The organism is Bacteroides sp. 1_1_30 (genome assembly GCF_020982715.1).
GTDB lineage: Bacteria > Bacteroidota > Bacteroidia > Bacteroidales > Bacteroidaceae > Bacteroides > Bacteroides xylanisolvens.
Map to the genome: position 1 here is coordinate 1 of NZ_JAJKHN010000104.1, position 20,296 is coordinate 20,296.

A 20,296-nucleotide genomic window follows, 5' to 3' on the forward strand; every position below is an offset into this window, starting at 1 on the left:
CTATAAATTTAATACTTTGATCGCTATGTTTCTAATTATAAGTGAAATATATTTATTCTTATATCGAACTCACGTTAACTTATTATCGTTCTGATGCCTATGACTTGATAACGAAAGTCGCTTTGCCGGTGCCTAGCGGTTATAGTTTTAAATTCTTGAATACAGGTCATGTACGTAATCAAGGATGGGAAGTTGTGTTGTCTGCTACTCCCGTCAAGACCAAATTGTTTGAATGGAATGCGAATATCAACTGGGCGCGTAATCGGTCGAAAGTAATTAAGGTAGTGGACGGAAATCCTAATGTGCAATTATTGAAATCAAGTAATGTCAGTATCATGTTGGAAGAAGGCATGCCTTATGGAGTCATTCGGGGACGTGCTTGGAAACGTGATGACCAGGGACGTAAATTAGTCGATTCTTCAGGTAAAATATTGGTAACGGATAATACGCAATATTTAGGCTGTGCCGAGCCGAAATGGACGGGAAGTTTTGGAAGCAATTTCAGAATCCAGAATTTTACAGTTAGTTTCCTGTTTGATGCACGTATTGGAGGAACTCTTTATTCGGGAACATGGAATAGAGCGACAACAGCCGGTGTGGTTGCCGAATCTGCCGAAGGACGTGAAGGCTATTATTTGAGTAATGTGATCTATGGTGAGAGTAGTGCGAAGGCAACTTCCGGTTATCAATATCCGGATGCTTATTTTGAAGATGGAACGCCTTGTCTCTTGTTTGTCAAACCTAATAACCGCTATGCTAGTTTTGATGAAAGATCTGTATTTGATGCTTCCTACATTAAATTCCGTGAACTTTCTGTTGCCTACAGTCTTCCGAAGTCTATCCTAAAGAAATTACCGATTAGTGGTCTACGACTGGCTGTGGTAGGACGTAATTTGGCTATTCTTCATCAAAACACTCCTAAAGGCATAGATCCGGAGGCTTCTTCTTCATCAGGAAATGCTCAAGGTATAGAATATGGAGGAATGCCGCCCGTATCTTCTGTCGGATTTGATATTAAACTAACCTTCTAAAGATAGAATATTATGAAACAGATTAAAATATTATTAGCCGGTTTTGCTGCAATGGCCATTTCTTTCGTTTCGTGTACGAATGACTTTGAATCTGCCAATGCCAATCCCAATGAACTGAATGAAATTAATCCTGAATATTTGTTTAATACGAGTTCTTATTATACACTGAATGCTTTTTGCGGAAGTATGAAAAAAGTGTTGTTGGCCAACTATAGCCATTATTATGGTGGAGCTACCGGTGGACAGGTACAACGGTATGGAAATCAAGGTTCAACCAATGATTCATATTGGAAGAATGTATATAACTATGCTATTTTTCCTGTTCACTTTATACAAACGCAAATGGAAAATGACGAGCAATATCACAATCGTGTACTTATTGCTAAAATATGGGAAAACTATCTTTTCTCACAAGCAGTTTCTATTTGGGGAGGTATTCCTAAAAGTCAGGCATTTAATGCCGGCGAGAGAGTGCCTTACGATAAGGAATCGGATATTTATTATGCTATGCTGAATGATTTGAAAGCATGTGCCGACGGGTTGAAGATGGATGGAGATGTTTATAAAGCAGACCCTATTTTTCCTTCAGGACAGAAATCTAGCGACTTATTGAAATGGAAGAAGTTTGCCAATTCACTACGTTTGCGTTTGGCCGTTCGTATTTGTAATGCTGACCGTTCGAAAGCGACTGAAGTGATTGATGAACTTATGGAAAATGAACAGAACTTGATGACAAGTAATGAAGATAATTGTCTTTTGCAATGGGGAGATAACGCAGATACAAGAAATTATTTTTATGATTATCTGGTTATCAACCGTGAAAGTAATTTGGATAAGCTTCACTCTGCCGGCGAATCGATTCTGATGTATATGGCTCCCTATGCTGATCCGCGGTTGGAGAAATTTTTCACTCCTGCCAATGCTGCTTCTATGCCTGATAACTTCCATTGGGCACCTTATTGGGGGCAACCGAAAGTTTCTAATTTGCCTTCGGGAGTCAGCTTGTCTCCCAATCCGCACAGTGGAAAGACGGCAGATGATTACTCTCAATTACAGGATAAATTCACGGAGCAGAGTTATGCAGAAGTAATTATGAATTATGCAGAAGTGTGCCTGTTGAAAAGTGAATTGGTTCATAAAGGTTTGGGAAGTGGTTCGCAAACAGCCGAGGCTTATTACAATGCTGGTGTGAATGCTTCAATGGCACAATATGGTGTAGACGGTGGAAAAGTAAATAATTATCTTCAGACTCCGGGAATTAAATGGAATACATTGACAGATCTCACAGTCACAGAAGAAGGTGAAGATTATTATAAAGATTTTATCGGCATTGTATCTTCTGCTATTACTTCTGATGAACCTGATCCGATTTATCGTCAGATTATCATGCAGCAATATATAGCTATGTTTTATCAATCGTTGGATGCATGGACACTGATTCGCCGTAGCCAAGTATTGGAATTTCCGCCGCATTTCCAGCCGGAAACCGGATATGGCGCTGTAAATGCCGGCACCAAGGATAATCCTTATGCTTATATTCCTCAGCGATTGGTATATCCCGATAGCGAGAAAACAAACAATGAATATGAATTGACGAAAGGTATTGCAAATCTCGATGGTGGACAGGATGCAATGTCGACTAAGTTATGGTTTGCATTGCCCACTAAGACTAACCCTTATTTGACGAATAATTAAAAAATGAAGGATATGAAAAAGATAACTATTATATTGCTCGGATTCATCGCTTTGTTAGCTGTATCTTGTGATAAAGACGATCATTTGGCTCCTGATAAGAGCAAATATGTGTATGATATACCACAGACGGATTTACCTGTGGATGCGATAGTCGGTGCTTATTATACCAATATAACTTCCTCTTCCAGTTGGTTAAAGTCCGGTAAGAAAATATATGCCGGTACTCCTTTGTTGGGTGAATATTTGTCTACAACTAGTGGAGTGTTACAGCAACAGCTTGCTTGGGCGGATGAGGCTGCCTTGGACTTTCTGATAGTTACTTGGGATGCTGCTTCAGCAGATAATACATTGATTACAAACTTTAAGTCTGTACGTACGGCAACCAATGCAAAAGTCCGCTTGGTGATCAATTATAACACCAAACATCTGAAAGTATCTAATGACAAACCGCTTCAAGAGGAAGAGAATTTGAATAAGATGATCAATGACTTTACGAATACTTTAGTGCCTTTATTTAATGATGAGGCCTATTATAAAATGAACGGAAGACCGGTTATTCTAATAACTCCGTCTAACCTTTCTTCTTCTGCATTGAAGAGTATTGATTATTCTTTGGTCATCCCGGCATTAAAGAAGGCTGTATCAGAATTGGGGTATGATCTTTATACGATTGGAGAATTTACTACCGGTTGGGTAGCTCCGGTGAATTATGAGGAACATCAGATTGCTTCTTTTGATGGAGTGACAGTGAACGACTGGTCAACGAATATGTATGACCGTTATTATGCCTTTTTCAGTTTTGTTGATTTGAATTGGGCCAATTGGAAGACTACAATATCCAAATGGAATACAGACTTTGTTCCTTGTATCTTTCCTTCTTATAATGACCGTATCAATTCAACTTCAAGTTATAAATATACTTTCGGGCAAGATGGAGAAACTGCTGATTATATTAATTTCTGTAATGTAGCTAAACGGAATATCGGAAGTAAAAACATTGTGTTAGTCAATTCATGGAATAATTACCAGAAAGGAACGAATTTGGAACCGACGGAGGAAAACAAATCAGAATTTCTGAAGATAACCAGAAATCAATTTAAGAAGTAATAGTTATTAATAACGGGATACGACGCATCAGGCAGATCGTCGTATCTCGTGATAACAATAAATAATTTATGAGAAAGAAAATAATATCGGTCGTTTGTTTTCTCTTGGCTGTTTTTGTATCTCATGGGATAGCTGCGGATTCTGCTCCCTTTTTCTTTTTGCAATTAAGTGATCCTCAATTTGGCTTCATAGATAATAATAAGAGTATTTCGGCAGAAACAGAGGCTATGAATAAGGCTGTGACAGCTATAAATCAGTTAAAACCTCCGTTTGTGGTGATAACCGGTGATTTTGTAAATAATTCGAAGAGTAAGGAACAGATTGCTGCTTATAAGTCGATGATTGCTCAAATAGACTCTTCAGTAAAGGTTTATATGATTCCGGGAAATCACGATATAGGTAAGGTCAGCCGAGCTTCTATAGATAATTATAAAAAAAACTACGGAGAAACCCATTTTTCATTCAGGTATGGTGATTGTACATTTATAGGTATTGATTCAAATATAATAAAAGAAGAGGACAAGGAGAGGGAAGAAGTTCAATTTAAGTGGCTGGAACAGGAATTACAGAAAACGAAGGATGCCAGATTCAAGTTTGTTTTTACTCATTGCTCTGTTTTTCTAAAGCGGATGGATGAACCTGTGAATTATTCGAATTTCTCTTTGCCTATGCGAGAGAAATATGTGCGTTTGTTTCAGAAATATGGAGTAAACGCAATATTTGCGGGGCATTTACATAACAATGCTTATGGAAAGGTGGGCAATATGGAAATGATAACGATAGGTCCGGTAGGAAAGGTACTGGGGACAGGGTATCAAGGGATGAATCTTGTGAAAGTATATCCGGATCGGTTTATCAGTGAATTTATTGCCTTAAATCAATTTCCTAAAGAGGTGGTGATGTCTGATCCGGCAACAAAAACGACGGAGTCGATGAGTCGTGTCCGTTTCAAATCAATAAGGAATTTAGTGATGGCAGGGTATCAGGGTTGGTTTAATACTCCTGAAGACGGTGCTGGTTTGGGTTGGAAACATTTTGAAAAAGAAAAAGAGTTCAAACCGGGCAAGTGTACCATTGATCTTTGGCCGGATGTTTCTGAATATGAGAAAACCTATGAAACGGCTTTTAAGTTACCTGATGAGACACCAGCAAAGGTTTTTAGTTCGTATGATGCTTCTACTACAGATCTGCATTTTAAATGGATGAAGCAATATGGAATTGATGGGGTATTTATGCAACGTTTTGTTGTTTCTATACGAAATCAGAAAGGGAAGGATAATTATAATAAGATACTGAATAATGCTGTTCTTTCGGCAGAAAAGTATGACCGGGCAATTTGCCTGATGTATGACCTTTCCGGTATGGAAGCCGGTGAAGAAGATATATTGATACGTGACTGGAAAGAGCTGTGTGAGAAGTATAAACTAGTTTCCCGGAACAACAATCATTATGTTTATCATCATGGTAAACCGTTAGTTGCTGTTTGGGGAATAGGGTTTAATGATCGCCGTAAATATGGATATGAGCAGGTAAAGAAAATCATTGATTTCCTGAAGAGTGAAGGTTGTTCCATATTGGTAGGTGTACCTACTCATTGGCGGACATTAACGATAGATGCTGTTTCTGATACGAGATTGCTTGAACTGGTAAAACAGGCGGATATTGTTCATCCATGGTTGGTAGGACGTTTTGATAATAATACGTATGAGCCATATCGTAAATCGATAGAGGAAGATATAAAGTGGTGCAAAGCGAATGGTAAAGATTATATGCCGGTGTTGTTTCCGGGATTTAGTTGGCATAACATGAAAAAGGATGCTCCGCAGAACATGATTCCGAGATTAGGGGGACGTTTCTTCTGGAAACAGGTGAAAGGTGCTGTAGATGCAGGAGCAGAGAGCCTTTATTTGGCAATGTTTGATGAGATAGATGAGGGGACAGCTTTCTTTAAATGTACAAATACACCTCCGGTGGGTGAAAGTTCTTTTATAACTTATGAAGGAGAAGCACCCGATCATTATCTTTGGCTGGCAGGTGAAGCTGCTAAATATTTGAGAGGAGAACTGCGTTCATCCCGGATGCCGGTTCGATAGGGATGTGGAGTATAATAGCCGGATATATTTCGTTATTGGTGCAGAGTAACTATATTATTTTAATATCCTAAGATTGAAAAAACATATTTTTTATATCTTTGCTTCAAATAAGCTTTTGCTATGAAATATATCCGACTGTTATTTTATATTTTATTTATCTCGAAGACTATAGTCACTTGGGGTGGTGAAAATATCGGAGGTCTTTCTTTTCATGCTTATGAATATTCAAAAGATGAACGTACTTCATTCATCATACCGTCCGGCAATCAGGGAGTGAGATTCAAAGATTATTTATCTGTTTCTTTTGATTTGAAGATTAGGGAAAAAGGCGAGCATTTTGGTTATGTATGTCGTATGATTGTTGACAATAGAAATAGCCTCAATCTGATATTGGTTAATCCTGTGAACGAAGAGCCTTATTTGTGTTTGATTAAAGACCAGCAATATTTAGGAAAGATACATTCTTCTGCGACTATCGATATTCATGAGTGGAATAGGATAAAGATAGAATTGGAGTATAAAAATGATACGTTATATGTCCGAAACAATGGTTCTCTTATTTCTAAAGAGAAAGTTGCTGCCCCGGATAATCATTCTGTTAAAGTCTGCTTTGGTGCTAATAAATTAGCTTCTTACACAACTTCGGACGTGGCACCTATTATTTTGAAGGATGTACAGATCGGTCTGGAACCTGGGAGCATAAAATACGAATGGTCGTTGGAGCAAGCCGTATCTGACACTTTGCTTCAGGACAAGTTTCGGCAGATGACAGCTTTTATATCAAATCCGGAATGGATTATTAATAGTCATATATATTGGAAACATAGGAAAACGTTATCTTTTTCATCCAAGACTTTTCCTGTTCCGTGTGAAGATCAGTCGGCATGTTATTTTATTGCAAAAGATCGTATTGTCAAATATGATTTAATACGGAGTACAACTAAAGAATATGTTTTCTCGCCATTGATTGATGTAAATCGGATCACTAACCAGTTTCTTTTTGTTCCTTTGAAAGATAAAGGTAGCCAGTTGGTTTATTATGACTTTGAGAAGCCTGATGGGGAGAATTTGTCTTTTTTCAATTTTCAAACAAAAAGTTGGTCTACTCCTATCCAACGGAAAAGGCAGTCTTCTTATACACAACATAATCGGTTTTTCAATCCAAAAGATTCATCCATTGTACAAATTCTGGGATATGGATTTCATTTGTATACCCGTGAGTTGAATAGAATATCTCTGTCGGGTGAAGTGATAAAGGGAGAGTTGCCGGATGTGATTACTCCTCGCTATTTGAGTGCCATAGGGAAGACCGATTCGCTGGTTTATATTTATGGAGGATTGGGAAATGACTTGGGTAAACAAGAGTACGGGGTCGTTCATTATAAGGATTTGTATAAATTGAACTTGAATGATTATTCTTTGGAAAAAAAGTGGGCTATACCGGAGAATCTTTGTGATGAGGTAGCTGCTTCTACGTTGATAGTTGATGAAGTAGAAAAAGGTGAACATGCAAAAGGATTGTTTTTTTCTTCAGGTCGTTTTCTATCTTCTCTGGTTTTGAAAGATTTAAATTTGGAGAATGGACAAGAAACTGTTTTAGGTGATACAATACCTTATACTTTCTTAGATGTTAATTCTCATGCAGATTTAATTTATCTTGCTTCAGAAAAATGTTATTACGCTGTAACAGTTCACCAAGTAGAGGGGAATAATTATGAAGCTAATATTTATTCTATTGCATCTCCAGTGTTGCCTATTCAAAATATAACAGTACAGGAAAACAGGGGGACTTGGTGGAAATTACTGTTTGTATGTATTTGTGTAGCAGGTTTAGGAGGAATTGGGTGGAGACTGTGGAATAGCAGAAAGCATGATAAGAAAGAAGCTATATCTATTCCGCAACAAGATATTTGTGAAAAAGAAGAAGGGGTTGTTTCAGATATAAATAGTGAAAAAGAAATTCCAGAAAATGACCACCTATATTCCTCGTTTGAAGCTCCTGTATTGAACACCACACCAGGAATTTATATGCTAAACGGATTTCAGGTAATTAATCGGGATTTAAAAGACATTACCGGAAAGTTTACGCCTATCATGCGTCAATTATTATCTGTTATTATTCTTTATTCCAATCAGAATAATAAGGGGATTTCTAATATCAAGTTAAAAGAATTGTTGTGGTATGATAAGTCAGAGGAGAGTTTTTCTAATAACCGTAGTGTAAATATACGTAAGATACGTCTTTTGTTGGAAGAGGTAGGAGATACGGAGATATCATCGGCAAATGGTTATTGGTACTTTCTTAATAAGGGGCATGTATATAATGACTATACTATAGCAAATCAATTGATGCAAAAGATGGCGCCTTTAGATGTGGTCCATAAGGAAGATCTGGAAAAATTATTGAGTCTGGCTTCATTTGGTCAATTGCTTCCTAACATGCAATTTGATTGGGTAGATAGTTTTAAAGCAGATTATTCCGATTCAATGATTGATCTTCTGAGCCGGTTAAGAGATAGCAAGCAATTTGTAGGAAATGATAACTTGAGAATACAAATCTCAAATTGTATTCTGCGATTTGATTCATTAGATGAAGAGTCTGTTCGCGTTAAGTGCCGTGCTTTAGTGGATTTGAAACGCATGGGAATGGCATATACTGCATTTGATCAATTCACCAAGGAGTATAAGCTAATATTGAATGAGGATTTTAAATATAGTTTTGAGCAGTTTATAAGTGAAGTGTAACTTATAGGTCGATGTATTACAAAAAATATTGTGTAGTTTTTCTGGAGGAAAAAGTCGATTTTATTGGAGTTAATTCTTTATAATTCTTAAATTTGTATCCTATTACAGAATATGAATTAACACTATTATCAAAATGAAAAGAATTTGGGTGGCTCTTTTGGTGTTTTCTATACTAGGAGGGAGTGTATCAGCAAATGCTATTTCTTTTAAACGCAAAAAGTCAAAAAAGAAGGAGTCTGTTGAGAAAGAAAAAACTGCTTATGATAAACTGTTCTCATCTAATCATTCAAAAGCAGAAGGTTTTATCACTATACATAAAGTAAAGGAGAAAGTTTATTTTGAACTTCCTTTATCAATGTTGCAGCGTGATATGTTACTAGGTTCTACAGTAACAGAAATTAGTGATAATAAGAATGCTATTATTGGTTCGAAACCTACCGAACCTCTTCATTTTCGTTTTGAGAAATTGAATAATAAAGTCTGCTTGTCGGCAGTGCAGACCAATAATGTGGGTGATGACAATGGTCACCGATTGAAGGCAGCTATTGAGATGAGTAATATGAATGCCATTCTGCAAGTATTTGATATTTCGGCTTATAATAACGACAGTACGGCAGTTGTTTTTGATGTTACCGATTTCTTTGTAAGTGACAATAAATTAATGTCCCCGTTCGATAAATACAGCGTGAATACATCAGGGGGACGTAAACGTTTGACCTCATTTCAAAGTAACAAATCATTTATTGATAGTTTTAAGGCTTTTGAAGATAACATATCAGTCCGTAGTTGCTTGAATTATACTTATTCGTTGACTGGGGGCAAAGGGAAAGACATAAAAGACGAGCCTCTGACCGCAAAGGTAACCCGTTCGATTATATTATTGGATACGATTCCTTATCGTCCCCGATTGATGGATAGCAGAATTGGCATTTTTCCTACAATGAAAAATGAATATTCAGCTGCTAAACAGACAACCCGTTCTATCTATTATGCCAATCGTTGGCGTTTGGAACCTTCAGATTTGAGAGGTTATATTGAAGGAAAGAAAGTGACTCCTATTAAACCGATTGTATTCTACGTAGACAGTTGTTTTCCTGAAAGTTGGAAAGCATCTATATTTGAAGCTGTCAATCAATGGAATGAGCCATTTGAAAAAATCGGTTTTACACAAGCTATCCAGGCTAAAGAATTTCCGAAAGACGATCCGGAATTTGATCCGGATAATTTGAAATATTCATGTATTCGTTATGCTCCGATAGGGACTGAGAATGCAATGGGACCATCGTGGGTTGACCCTCGTAGTGGGGAAATATTGAATGCTTCGGTATATCTGTACCATAACGTCATAAAATTGTTGAATAATTGGCTGTTTATTCAAACTGCTCAAGCCGATAAGCGTGTACGTCATAAAGTAATTCCGAGAGAGGTGATGGACGATGCTTTACGTTATGTCGTTTCTCACGAAGTGGGTCATTGTTTGGGATTTATGCATAATATGAGTGCTTCTTCCGTAATTCCCGTAGATTCGCTCCGTTCTCCTTCATTTACGCAGAAGCATGGTACTACCACTTCCATTATGGATTACGCGCGTTTTAATTATGTGGCACAACCTGGTGATATGGAACGGGGAGTACGTATGATGCCGCCATATTTTGGTTTGTATGACGATTATCTGATTCGCTGGAATTATACACCTGTGCCGGAAGCTAAAACTCCGGAAGAGGAATATGCCATCACTTCGAAATGGATTACGGATTTATCAGATAATCCTGTATATCGGTATGGTAAGCAGCAGTCGGATATACTCGACCCTCGTTCTCAAACGGAAGATTTGGGTGATGATGCTGTGAAAGCAACCCGATATGGAGTGAAAAATCTGAAATACATTCTGGCTAATCTGAATCAATGGCTAGGAGAAGAAGATGTGGATTATACACATCGGTCGGATATTTACGATGGTATAATCATGCAATATTTGACTTATATGTTGCATGTATATCATAATATAGGAGGAATCTATTTGCATGAAAAATTGGTTGGTGATAAGGTGGAAGCCTTGCAGGTTGAACCTAAAGAGAAGCAGAAAGAGGCGATGAATTACTTTTTGGAGCAATTGGCGACCTTGGATTGGCTGGATGATGAAAATGTCCTGAAGGTACTGCCTATGGTAGGGAAACCATCGGATGCTTTGCGGGATGTAATGATGAAATTATTGATGAAAGCTCCTGCCCGGGTAGAATTCTCGGCATTAAAAGCCGGTAAAGAAGAAGGATATGATGTTGATGAATGTATGAATGATATTTATACACATATATGGAATCCTACTATACAAGGACGTAAATTAAGTGCTACTCAAATGAAACTGCAGAATTTGTTTATCAAACACCTGGCTTCGACTGCCGGAATCCGATTGAGTAAAGATACTAAATCATTGAAAAGTGAAGAAGATGCATGGGGGCAGTTAGCTGCTTTTCATCATAAAACAGGTGTAGGGCATAAAGGATGTTGTTGTGCGTCCGATCTGGGGCGTATGTTTAATCCAGTGGCTGGATTTGACGAACCAATGGCAGAGTATTTTATTCCCAAAAACCAGGATAGTATGTGTTATGGTTATTTCCTGCGCATACGTAATTTATTAAACAGCCGGAAGCAACATGTTGATAAAGATACGCGGCTTCATTATCAGTTATTGCTTCATCAAATGAATAATGCATTAAACAGATGATTATGAAGAATAAATATATCTTTTTGCTCTTTTTATCAGTATTTGGTGTGTTTGTCTTTTCTCCTTTGGAGGCTGTTGCCAAAAAAAAGAAAAAAGGGAAAATAGAGCAGGTTAAACCCAAAAGCGCATACGAAAAACTGTTGAAGGATAAACCGAATAGCGTCGAAACTAAAGGACTGATGAATCTTTATTGGGTAGACAATAAAGTATATATGGAAATACCCAGAGATGTGTTGGGTAAACGTTTGCTGATGGGAGGTGTAGTCGATAAACTAAGTAACCCTCAGGAATCATCTGTTGGCTTTTGCCCTGTTGCACCTTTACAAGTGAAATTCTGCCGGTCCGATTCTTTGGTTAGGTTATATCAGGTAGCGGACCGTCCGGTGACAGAACAAGATTCTCGTATCGGAGATGCGCTGAAAAAAAGTTTCAGTGATGTCATTTTAAATCAGTTTTCTATAAAGGCTTATTCTCCGGACAGCGCTTTGGTGATTGACGTTACATCTTATGTTTTTCAGGATGATAAATACATGAATCCGATTGATCCGAAAGCATACAATACGATGGGGGGCTGGGTGAAGCGTAAAGCCTCTTTCAAACAGAAACAATCAATGATATCTGGAATAGCTTCTTATCCAGATAATGTATCTATTTCATGCTATATGAGCTATGAATTAGCGATGTCATTATTCGGTATTTTTCCGATAGCAGAAAATATTCCCTTCAGCGCAGTTGTGAAGCGTACTTTTATGTTATTACCGGAAGATGGGGATTATTGTCCTCGTTTGGCTGATCCTCGTATCGGAACTTTATGGAGCGGCAAGGTGAATTTTTCGGATAAGGAGCAAGGCAGCAACATACAGTATTGGGTGAATCGCTGGAACCTGGCTGTTGATAAACCTGTTGTTTTCTATGTGGATACGCTGTTGCCTGAAAAATGGCAGAAGTGTGTGTATCGTAGCGCTGAGATATGGAACAAAAGCTTTCAGAAAATAGGTTTTTCTAATGCGTTAGATGTGAAACCTTACCCTAAAGATATAGGATTTGATGCCAACAGTATTACTAAGTCTTGTATCCGGTATGTCGTTTCACCTTCCGGTCAGATTACGGATAATTATTGGAGTGATCCGTTGACAGGAGAAATAATAAGTGCCAATATTTATATCCCTCATAATTTAGCTTCGAAAATTCAGCTGAATTATTTCTTACAGACAGCTTCCTTTAACGAGAAAGCCCGCACGTTGATGCCGGATGAAGATTTGGTGGAAGAAGCATTGACTTCGTTATTGTTGAGGCATTGGGGGCATTGTCTGGGATTGACGGATAATATGGCAGGATCTATTGCTTATCCGGTAGATTCGCTTCAGTCGAAAGAGTTTGTAAAAAAACATGGGCTATCTGCGTCAGTCATGGATAAGTTGCCGATGAACTATTTACTTTCGGTTGATAATTATAGTGCTGATATACCTTTGACGCAACAAGTGCTGGGAGAATATGACCATTGGGCGATTCGTTATCTTTATCAGCCAATGAATAAGAAAACACCGCAAGAAGAATTATCGGATTTGCGGAAGCTGGTTTCTGAACGGAATCAGAACCCATTATTGCTTTTTAAACGTCCGCAGAGCAGGAAAGCTTATTATGATCCTCGCGGAATGGAGATGGATTTGGGAAATGATGCTATTCGTGCGGCAACCATTGCTTTTGAGAATTTGGGTAAAGTAGTGGCGAATGCAAACCAATGGTTAGACAAGGAAGATTTCAACTATGAAAAACGAGCCTCACTATATGGAGAAATTATCAATCAGGCGGATGAATACGTGAAGCATGTATTGCAGCAAGTTGGTGGAATCTATTTGAATGACAGTTATCAAGGGGATAGTTACCCTTCTTATCAACCGGTATCCAAAGAGTTGCAACGTCGTTCGTACCAGTGGATGATGGAAGCTATCAGTCAAATGAACTGGTTGGACAATCGGGAACTGTTGAATCATTGTGCGCTGACAGGTAGCGCTGCTGACTATTCACAGAAGTTTTTCGCCAATTTGCTATTAATACAGCTCAATAACCTTTGGCTTAGCGAAAGCAAATCGAGTGACCCTTATACGCAACAGCAGGCTGTTGAAGATTTGAAGAATCATCTTTTCAAGGAAACAAGGGCAGGAAAGGAGCCTGACGACTGGAAACGTTTCTTACAGGGACAATTGCTGAGTTTTGTCATTTCTTGGTCGAATGTAAATGTGCCGAAAGGGAAAGATGAGACAGCTAATGCTTCTTCTAAACTGACTATTCAGACTGTCTGTCCTTACCGGGGTATGACGGCTATTGAGAGCATTCCTTATTCTTCTGCTCCTGAACGGGCTCCATTCTGGTATGGCTGTCTGTTGGATTTGAAAAGTGAGTTTACGAGAGCGAAATCAGTAGCACCTAACCGGGAAATGCAAGAGGAGTATGATTACCGGTTGTTTACGATTGAGAAGGCACTGCGGAAATAGATATAATCTATAAAATGATTAGATATAAAAAAGCCAATTAATTCGTGATAAGATGAATTAATTGGCTTATATTTTTAATGAAGTTTTTCTTCTGTTTTGTTTATTCTACTACCCTTGTGAATGCGTAGGTTATACCAAAGAAACTCGCATCGAAATAATGACCGTACTCTTCAAACGTTGAGCTGAAGAAATCAGTTGGTATAAAATCGTGAAAGTAAATGATGATATTATTATCATCTATCTTATCCAATCCTATAAATGCATTTCCAAGCTCTGTTTTTCTCTTTGAGAAACAACGATTCACTTGCGAGGTGATGAAATAAGGAGCGTCATATTCTTCGTCAGTTACCCAGTTATAGATGCCTTTCTCTATATGATCGAAAACAACAGTGTGTCCTTGAGGATTGCAAAAGAAGTTCTTTAAATCTCCCGTCAGGTATGGGATTATTTTATCTGTACCATCTTCTTGATGTACAAATTCCAGGTAGTCATTAGCTCCATTGTTTTCCGGCAGACTATTTACCCAGTCTTCGTCAGGCATACCAATATATACATAGTTGTCTTTATCTTTAATCTCTACAGGTTTCCATTTGCCCAGCATGTCAGTAAACTTTAACTGATCCAGTTTTATATTATAGGATACAAATGAGCCCGGATAGTAGAGTTCGGAGTTGTCAACTGGTGTACCTAGTTTAAGGATAGCGTTTTTTCCTGTATAATCTTCTGCTCCTTCTTTTATTTTTATCTTAAAACGTGTGTAGTAAGATCCTTTTGGAATGGTGACAGAAGTTATTCCGTTTTCAAGTTCAAAATCTTCGTTCAATATGGCTGTACTGGACGGGTCTATTTCTATCGGCAACACGATGTCTGTTGTTGCCCTGAAACTGCTGCCGCTATTTTCTCCTTCCACTTCGATTCTAATGTCTATTTCACTTAACAGACGATAGATAACAGGCTTGAAAGTATACATAATGTGCTCTTTCACTTCAACGGGGATGATCGCTATTTTCTTGTCACCGAGCGTATATCCGGAAACCGGGTTGATGGAAAGGCGGATTTCACGGTTGGCAGTCAGGTTGTTTTTGGGAGTAATGGTTAAAGTGGCACTTGTTTCTCCGGCTTTTATCATGAACCCGTTAGCAGAAATTTCATAGTCTTCATCCAATATGGCAGTACCTTCAATGATGACAGGAATGCTTAAGTCTGTTTCAGGTGCTACAGAAGCTCTCAATTCCACTTCCAGGCTACCGTTAGAAGGTAATATGTATATGGAGCGACTAAAAGATAACTTTGCACCCGACGAGTCGTCATCGTTGCAAGCTGCCGACACTATGATTAGTATAATCATTAGAAGAAAGGAGCCTGTTATTCTGATTTTTGTTTTCATTTTAATCCCTTTTTATTGGTTAATGGCATTGTTGTATTCATCCCATAATGCTTGTACTTCTTCACGGTCTTGTGCATTCAGGATACTTCCGGTGGGAAGTAAATAATCTTCTGATGTATTATCTACTTTGGGTGTCAGTTCTTCCGGTTTATCACATGAGACCAAGAAAGCGGAAGAACCTGTGAGAATGAAACATAGGCTATATAGTATCTTTTTCATAACTGTTTCTGTTTTTTATGGATAAATTATTCTATGTAGCCTGGATTTTGAATGAGCAAATCAGGAAATAATCTGATGTCTGCTTTGGGAATAGGAAAAGTATAAAGATACTTTTCTGTGATAAATTTCTTTCCTTTGGCAGCGACCCAAAATTCCGGACGTCCGTTGCGTTTTAATTCAAACCAGCGGTCTCCTTCAACAAACAATTCTTTACGGCGTTCACAGAGGATGGCTGACATCAATTTTGTCAAAGGGATCCCAGTGGCGTCGGTTTTTATATTTTGTTGGAAAACTTCTGGGAGATTGTCAATTGTGTAGGCTATATAATTCTGAGTGATTCGTTTGGAACGAAGCTGGTTAAGATAACCTAGTGCGTCTGTTTCCTGATTCAGATGTGCGTGGGCTTCGGCTATAATCAGGCAAAGTTCTTCACTACGAAACTTGGTGGTGATGATTTTATTGACAATCCGTTTGGAATCATAGTTGCATCTGCGACGTACATCATTGTCGGTGGCTGCAAATAAATCAACCAAATTTCTGTCGACAGGTCTTGATTTTATATCGGCTTGTGCAGTTGCGTAACTCATGGTTCCTATATCATCATCCATGGTGAATGAACGGATAATGACATTGTGTGCTTTTGCTTGTTTCTGGTTAATGGCTTCTACATATTCGTCAGCTTCCAGCATCGGGTATTTTTCCAATACTTCTTTGGCATAGGTAATGGCATTACTCCAGTTCTGTGTCCAAAAGAAGAAACGTGCGAAGTAGGCTTTTGTTACGGATGAAGTAAAGATAAAGTCTTCATTAGACACATTATATGAGAGGGCTTTTCGGAATCCTTCTTCTATAAATTCAGCAGTTTCTTTCAGATTGGCGCGTGCAGGCTTTGCTTCCATATCAAAATCGTCGACAAGTGGAAGTCCGAGAGTCTCTTTTGCCGTCTCCGGCTGGTATGGCTCACAGTAGCGCTGCATAAGGTTATAATAGCAAATAGAACGAATGCTCCAGGCTGTTCCCAATAGGGTTCTAGCTAAATCGGATTCCGTATCATCCATGTTGCCGATAACCATATTACAGTCTTTGATAACAGAGTAGAGTGTTTTGTAAGTGGCCTGATTTTTGTTAATGGCACTTCCCACATAAATGCTCGTATAGCCGAAATTGCTGGCAAGCGTTGCATTCAAGTCATCGGCAAACATCTCTAAAGTTGTCATTACTTCTGGATTGGGAATGATAACGTCATCTCTTCCTTTTTCTATCTGATCCAACCAATAATGGATAATGGTCGAAAAATCTTCAGCTGTTTCAGGAATTATCTTTCCTTTGGGCTTTACGTCTAAGTAATTGTTGCAGGAAGCCAACAATATCATTAGACCACAATAGATAGATATGAATAGTTTATTTTTCATCGTTTATTGTTATTTAAAATCCAACATTTACGCTAAACATCACAGAACGGCTTATCGGATAAGTAGCACCGGGGGTTTCAGGATCCATGCCTGAATAGCTGGTGAATGTGAAGAAGTTGTTCAGTGACAGAGAGAAATCTACATTGGAGAGAGCGGAATTACTTATTAACTTCTTAGGTAGCGTATATCCTAAAATGATGCTCTTAATTCTGGCATAAGATAAGTTGGTAAGGAAAGCTCCATGCGTGATTTCTTTGTGCATAGGGTTATAATAGCCAAATCCGTAAACCTCACCGAACGGATTCCATACGCGCGGATAAGTGCCATTTGTATTATTGGGCGTCCAACGGTCGGCTGCTGCTTTCGGAACATTCAGATGGTGTGCGAACAAATCATTTTGGAAGACTTGTTCACGTTCTGTGTAATTAAATACCCCATTACCGCTTACGGTGTTAGCTGAAGTTGGCGACTTGATGAATTCAAAATTTTTGGCTCCTGTGGCAAAAGTTCCGTTTACGCTAAGGCGAATACCTTTATATTCGGCGGTTACATTAAATCCTCCGGTTACGGGAGCTTCACTCGTGCCTAGATAATACCGGTAATTATCGGGCTTATTCAAGTCGGTAGCTGTGTGTATTTCAGCATCGGGACGCAGCTGGTATGTATATAATCCTGTTTCGGGGTCAATACCTGTGTATCTCCCACTATAGATGGCGTCTACAGGATAGCCCTCCCATAAGTTATTATATCCCATGCTGCTATAGGAAGCTTTATATTTGGTCACTTTATTCTTGTTGTAAGCTATGTTGGCAGAAAGAGACAGACTGAAATCTTTTGTTTTAACAGGAGTTCCATTCAGGGTAGCTTCGATACCTTTGTTGTCAATATTGGCAGTATTGTATTTCTGTTGGGTGAATCCTGTGCTGCTTAGTACTTGCACACCTGTTACAATATCTTTACTTTTCCGGTAGTATCCTTCCACTATACCTGTCAAGCGGTCGTTAAACATTCCGAAATCAAGAGCCACTTTCACGTCTTGCGTCTTTTCCCAACGTAGATTGGGATTCGGTGGACTAACTACTTTTCCTATATGATAAATATTGTTGGAAATATTCCGGTAGTCATCGTAGTAACTGATAATCATTTGTGGGCTGACACTACGGTTGATGTTACCAGTAAATCCGGTTGCTATACGGAGTGTTAATCTGTTCAGTACGGGTTTCAGCGAAGCCATGAAATCTTCTTCACTAACATTCCACGCTGCGCCGGCTGCCCAGTTAGGATTAAATTGTTTGTCACTACCAAAATTAGAACTACCGTCAGTACGGAAAGAGACATTCAGTACATATTTGTTTTTGTAGTAATAGTCAGCAGATGCATAGAAAGAGACAAAGCGTTGTTCGCTCCATGTTTCTCCGTTCGAGCCATCAATAGCAGCGAGATAGGCTTTCAGCTTCTCGTAGCCTACTCCTGTCGGGTCATCAGGAAGTGGGGTTATGGCATTTCCGGTGATTTCGTCGTAACCGTATCGTTTGCTGTACAAACCGTCTGATTTACTTCCGCGGAATTCGGCACCGGCTATAAGGGAGACAGAGTGGTCTCCAAAAGAATCATCATAAGCAAAATGCCCGCGGACCATATAGCTCTCATTATCTACATTGCGTTGCAAGATAGAAGCATATTCCTTATTAGTATTGTTATCGATAGAGAGACGGTTGTCTAAAGCTGCTTTTGTGTTTTTACCATATATTTCCTTTAGACGGTTGGTGGAATAAGTATATGAAGCCAGACCCACAAAACGCAAATGGTTGATAATGCTGTAATCAATTCCTGCACGAACCATTGTTTTTATATTCTTAGTGCGTGAAGAAGTTTCGTCCATTTCGCGAAGTACATTAAATCCACAATCAGGTATAATCTTGGAACTAGTCTTTTTATTGTTATATTCTCCTAGTGCATAATATGTTTCATCTGCCCGGTAACTGCCGTCTTCGTTATACGGACTTTCGTATGGATTGGCAAAATAAGCATATTGGAAAGGATCGAGACTATTCAGTGCCGGGGACTTTGAATATTGATAAGACATGGATGCCCCAAAGTCAATCTTGACTTTCTGGCTGGGGTGCATTGATAGATTAGCTGTCAGGTTATAACGGTCGTAATCATTATTTTTCAATAAACCAGCGTTGCGGGTATATGCTAGTGAAGTATAATAGGTGTATTTGTCTCCACCACCATTAATGGATAGGTTGTGGGTGGTAGAAACACTGTTGCGAAACAGTTCATCGTACCAATCGGTATTCGTTTTACCTAATTCTTCGATATACGTATCTTGTTGTTCTTTGCTCCATCCGGCAAACTTTCCCCTACCAGCACGAATGATGCCTACTACTCCTACCACCGGATAGTCATTTGCCCCGGCTTCAAATCCAGGAGCAGAGAATTCATCCCATAATCCCTGTTCATAGGCAAGCTTCTCTTGTGAATTCATCAAAGAGTAGTTCCGTTGGGGTGGTAAAGTGACTGATACATTGCCTGAATAGTTTATTTGGGCTTTTCCTGATTTGCCTTTTTTGGTGGTGACAACAATTACCCCACCGGCTGCTCGCGAACCATAAATAGCAGCGGCTGAAGCATCTTTCAAAATAGTAATACTTTCTATGTCGCTGGGATTGATGCCAGCGACACCATTCATGAACAAGTCGTCAAATTGACCGGATTTTATTTCAGCACTGGTAGGCATATCGGTACTTCCACTTTGCATGGGAACTCCGTCGATAACCCATAGTGGCTCACCATCTCCGGTGATTGTATTGGTACCTCTGATTCGTATTTTTTGTGTACTACCAGGTTGTCCGGATATGGCTGATACGGCCACTCCTGCTATTTTACCTTGCATGAGGGCGTCTACCGTTGGTTGGGCTTGGTCTTTTAACTGGTCGGCCGAGATAATTCCGACAGAACCAGTCATTTTCTTAAAAGTAGTTTGGGTATAACCTGTAACGACAACTTGATCCAGTTCACTTGTTGCAGATTCCATTTTAATTTTGATAAAAGGTGTTGCTCCTTTCAATAAGTGCTCTACATTTTTCATGCCAATGTAAGAAAAAACAAGTGTCTTGCCTTCTTTCATCTCTTTGATGGAAAACTTACCATCAATATCTGTGGTAACACCGACTTGGGGGAGCTCCTTATAGCGGACGGATACGCCTACTAATGGTACCCCACTTTCGTCAGTTACAATACCTTTCACTGTTACCTGTGCATTTGCAAATAAAGGTAAAATTAGAGCGAAAAGTAATGTTAATGAAAAAATGGTAATTTTATTCATAATTGTATTATATTGGTTTGAATATATGCAAATGTATTATCTGTCTCTTATACACA

The 20,296-nt window shown here is 38.8% G+C and carries 11 protein-coding genes; 7 read left to right on the forward strand and 4 right to left on the reverse strand.

Translation table 11 applies throughout. The features are described from left to right. Positions 1 to 41: 41 nt before the first annotated feature. The 7 genes from LPH68_RS22435 to LPH68_RS22465 all read left to right on the forward strand — a co-directional run bounded on the left by LPH68_RS22435 (position 42) and on the right by LPH68_RS22465 (position 13,891). Positions 42 to 1,031 (forward strand): TonB-dependent receptor, encoded by a 990-nt coding sequence (locus LPH68_RS22435; protein ID WP_230297155.1) that lies wholly within the window; start codon positions 42 to 44, stop codon positions 1,029 to 1,031. 12 nt (positions 1,032 to 1,043) lie between these two features. Next, entirely contained in the window at positions 1,044 to 2,726 is a 1,683-nt protein-coding gene (locus LPH68_RS22440; protein WP_061447930.1) for a SusD/RagB family nutrient-binding outer membrane lipoprotein, read from the forward strand. A 12-nt stretch (positions 2,727 to 2,738) separates the two neighbouring features. Then, positions 2,739 to 3,833 carry a glycoside hydrolase family 99-like domain-containing protein gene (locus LPH68_RS22445; protein ID WP_008023605.1) on the forward strand — a complete coding sequence of 365 codons (1,095 nt, stop codon included), beginning with the start codon at positions 2,739 to 2,741 and terminating at the stop codon, positions 3,831 to 3,833. Between the two features lie 68 nt (positions 3,834 to 3,901). After that, positions 3,902 to 5,926: a metallophosphoesterase gene (locus tag LPH68_RS22450; RefSeq protein ID WP_151923274.1), complete on the forward strand. Its 2,025-nt coding sequence runs from the start codon at positions 3,902 to 3,904 to the stop codon at positions 5,924 to 5,926. 120 nt (positions 5,927 to 6,046) lie between these two features. After that, complete coding sequence (locus tag LPH68_RS22455) at positions 6,047 to 8,671, forward strand: hypothetical protein (protein WP_151923275.1); 2,625 nt, start codon at positions 6,047 to 6,049, stop codon at positions 8,669 to 8,671. Positions 8,672 to 8,804: 133 nt separating this feature from the next. After that, positions 8,805 to 11,396: a zinc-dependent metalloprotease gene (locus LPH68_RS22460; RefSeq protein ID WP_151923276.1), complete on the forward strand. Its 2,592-nt coding sequence runs from the start codon at positions 8,805 to 8,807 to the stop codon at positions 11,394 to 11,396. After that, a complete protein-coding gene (locus LPH68_RS22465) occupies positions 11,393 to 13,891 on the forward strand; it encodes a zinc-dependent metalloprotease (RefSeq protein WP_151923277.1) in 2,499 nt (832 codons plus the stop codon). The genes LPH68_RS22460 and LPH68_RS22465 overlap by 4 nt, the downstream gene beginning before the upstream one ends. A 100-nt stretch (positions 13,892 to 13,991) precedes the next feature. Here the strand turns inward: LPH68_RS22465 and LPH68_RS22470 are convergent, their stop codons facing one another. The 4 genes from LPH68_RS22470 to LPH68_RS22485 are packed head-to-tail and all read right to left on the reverse strand — an operon-like array spanning position 13,992 to position 20,240. Further along, complete coding sequence (locus LPH68_RS22470) at positions 13,992 to 15,278, reverse strand: hypothetical protein (protein WP_008023595.1); 1,287 nt, start codon at positions 15,276 to 15,278, stop codon at positions 13,992 to 13,994. Positions 15,279 to 15,290: 12 nt separating this feature from the next. After that, positions 15,291 to 15,497: a hypothetical protein gene (locus tag LPH68_RS22475; protein ID WP_151923278.1), complete on the reverse strand. Its 207-nt coding sequence runs from the start codon at positions 15,495 to 15,497 to the stop codon at positions 15,291 to 15,293. 26 nt (positions 15,498 to 15,523) lie between these two features. Further along, entirely contained in the window at positions 15,524 to 16,909 is a 1,386-nt protein-coding gene (locus tag LPH68_RS22480) for a RagB/SusD family nutrient uptake outer membrane protein (protein WP_008023593.1), read from the reverse strand. A 13-nt stretch (positions 16,910 to 16,922) separates the two neighbouring features. Continuing rightward, on the reverse strand, positions 16,923 to 20,240 hold the full coding sequence (locus LPH68_RS22485) for a SusC/RagA family TonB-linked outer membrane protein (protein WP_008023592.1): 3,318 nt from the start codon (positions 20,238 to 20,240) through the stop codon (positions 16,923 to 16,925). Positions 20,241 to 20,296 lie beyond the last annotated feature (56 nt).